Origin of the sequence: Kitasatospora sp. NPDC056076 (genome assembly GCF_042266305.1) — a bacterium.
Classification (GTDB): Bacteria; Actinomycetota; Actinomycetes; order Streptomycetales; family Streptomycetaceae; genus Kitasatospora.
This window is the reverse complement of sequence record NZ_JBHJWG010000120.1, coordinates 1-2,300: the sequence shown is the minus strand read 5'-3', so window position 1 is coordinate 2,300 and position 2,300 is coordinate 1. Positions and strand designations below refer to the sequence as shown.

The 2,300-nt window shown below is 78.0% G+C and carries 1 protein-coding gene; it reads left to right on the top strand.

Going from position 1 to position 2,300, the window contains the following annotated elements; translation table 11 throughout:
- The coding region (locus ACFC1T_RS38310) for an AMP-binding protein (protein ID WP_375897420.1) at positions 1–2,300 on the top strand (2,300 nt) is incomplete at both ends.

Here is a 2,300-nt window from a genome sequence, read left to right as displayed (position 1 = left end):
TGGGCACCGGCGTTCACTGGCGCCGGCTGCCCCACCCCGTCCAAGAGGTCGCCCGCCACGGCGCGCTGGCCGTCCGGCTGCTCGACCTCGTCATCGACCCGGCCGACCCCGGACAGCTGGCCGCGGTGACCGAACGGCTGCTGGCCGAGGAGCGGGCCACCCCGATGGAGCTGACCACCGCGCCGCTCACCCGGCTCACCCTGGCCGCCCTGCCCGGTGACGAGCTGCTGCTGCTGTGGTCCACCCACCACCTGGTCCTGGACGGCTGGAGCACCGGCCAGCTGCTCACCGAGGTCTGCGAGGAGTACGCCGCGCTCACCGGCGGCCCCCAGGCCCCGCGCCCGGTCCGCCGCCCCTTCGCGGACTTCCTGGGCTGGCTGGCCGAACGCGACCGGCCCGCCGCCGAGGCGCACTGGAGCGCCGCCCTGGAGGGCTTCACCGCCCGCACCCCGCTCCCGTACGACCGCCGCCCGGCGCAGGCCCACCGGGCCCGCTCCACCGCCGCCGTCCACCGCGAGCTGGACGAGGCGCTCACCCGGCGGCTGCGCGAACGGGCCGCCGCCGCCGGACTGACCGTCAACACCGTGCTGGAGGGCGCCTGGGGCCTGCTGCTGGCCCGGCACGGCGGCGGCGAGGACGTCGTCTTCGGCACCACCGTGTCCGGACGCCCCGCCGAACTGCCCGGCGTGGAGGCGATGATCGGCCTGTTCATCAACACCGTCCCCACCCGGGTCCGGCTCGCCCCCGGCGGCGTGCTGCCCTGGCTGCGGGAGCTCCAGGCGCGCCAGAGCGAGGCCCGCGCCCACGACCACCTGTCCCTGACCCGGATCCGGGCACTCGGCGAACTGCCCGCCGGGGAGCCGCTGTTCGACAGCATGCTGGTTTTCGAGAACTACCCCGTGGACGAGTCCGCCGAAGCCCGCACCGGGGTCCGGGTGGTCGAGGTGCGCGCCGACGACGCCACCACCTTCCCCTGGTGCCTGCGCGCCCACCTGGGCGAGCGCCTCGGCCTCGACCTCGGGTACGACCCCGCGCTGTTCGACCACCGGACCGCCGAGGACGCCGCCGACCGGCTCGCCCTGCTGCTCACCGCCCTCACCGAGGCCCTCACCGACGGCCGCGACCTCGACACGCTGGAGCCGCTCACCCCGGCCGACCGCGCCCTGCTGGCCGACTGGCAGGCCACCGCCCGCCCGGCCGTACCCCGCAGCCCGCTGACCGTCCTCGCCGGGCACGTCCGGCGCACCCCCGACGCCCCCGCCGTGCGCGAGGGCGAACACCGGCTGACCTACCGGCAGCTCGACGAGTGGTCCGACCGGCTCGCCGACCGGCTGCTCACCGAGGGGCTGGTCCCCGAGGAGCGGGTCGCGCTGGAGCTGGAGCGCTCGACCGCCCTGGTCGTCGCCCAACTCGCCGTCCTCAAGGCGGGCGGCGCCTACCTGCCCGTCGACCTCAGGGCCCCCGAGGAGCGCCGCCGCACCCTGCTCGCCCGGGCCGGTGCCACCCGGCGGCTCACCGCCGACCTGGTCGCCGCCGCCCGCACCGACGCCGCCCGCACCGACGCCGCCCGCACCGAGGCCACCGGCACGGCCCTGCCGCTCGCCGACCCCGACCGGCTGGCCTACGTGATGTACACCTCCGGCTCCACCGGCGAGCCCAAGGCCGTCGCCGTCCGGCACCGCGACGTGGCCTCGCTCGGCACCGACGGCCGCTTCGCCGACGGCCGCTGCGCCCGGGTGCTGCTGCACTCCCCGGTGGCCTTCGACGCCGCCACCTTCGAGGTCTGGGCCCCGCTGCTGACCGGCGGCTGCGTGCTCGTCGCCCCCGCCGGGCCGGTGGACGCCGCGCTGCTGCGCCGCCTCGCCGGACCGCAGGGCCCGACCGCGCTGTGGCTCACCGCCGGACTGTTCCGGCTGCTCGCCCAGGACGCCCCGGACTGCTTCGCCGGCCTGCGCACGCTGTGGACCGGTGGCGACGTGGTGCCCGCCGCGGCCGTGCGCCGGGTGCTCGCCGCCTGCCCCGGGCTGACCGTGGTGGACGGCTACGGCCCCACCGAGACCACCACCTTCGCCACCGCCCACGAACTCGCCGACCCCGCCGCCGTACCCGACACCCTGCCGATCGGCCGCCCGCTGGACGACCGGCGCCTGCACGTCCTGGACGGCCGGCTGCGGCCCGTCCCGCCCGGCTGCGCGGGCGAGCTGTACCTCGCGGGTGAGGGCGTGGCCCGCGGCTACCTCGGCCGCCCCGGCGCGACCGCCGCCCGCTTCCTCGCCGACCCGTACGGCCCGCCCGGCACC